A 389-nucleotide genomic window follows, 5' to 3' on the forward strand; every position below is an offset into this window, starting at 1 on the left:
AACCTCTGGTGTGTCAGTTGTACTGCCAAGTGCAYCGCTGATTAGCTACGTTCGGATGGGATAACCGCTGAAAGCATCTAAGCGGGAAGCYSGCTTCRAGATGAGATTTCCATACACCTTGTGTGTGAGAGGCCCCCAGCCAGACCACTGGGTTGATAGGCCGGATGTGGAAGCGAGGACTAACGACTCGTGAAGCTGACCGGTACTAATAGGCCGATAACTTACACCACACACCCACCCCGCAAACGCKCCTTCAAAAGCGTTTGCACCAAGAGGGTCGGGTAAAAAGAAACAAGACTGCTTGCGTCCACTATGTGGTTCCCAAACAACAAACCCGTCGCCAGACGAAACGTTGCAGGGAACCAAAACAACTGAATACAACACCACAC

The 389-nt window shown here is 51.8% G+C and carries 1 rRNA gene; it reads left to right on the forward strand.

Annotated elements, in window-relative coordinates:
* Positions 1-230, forward strand: a 23S ribosomal RNA gene (locus tag AC1DMU_RS29750); the annotation flags it as partial.
* Between the last annotated feature and the right edge of the window lie 159 nt (positions 231-389).

Source organism: Bacillus sp. 01N45, from assembly GCF_056399205.1.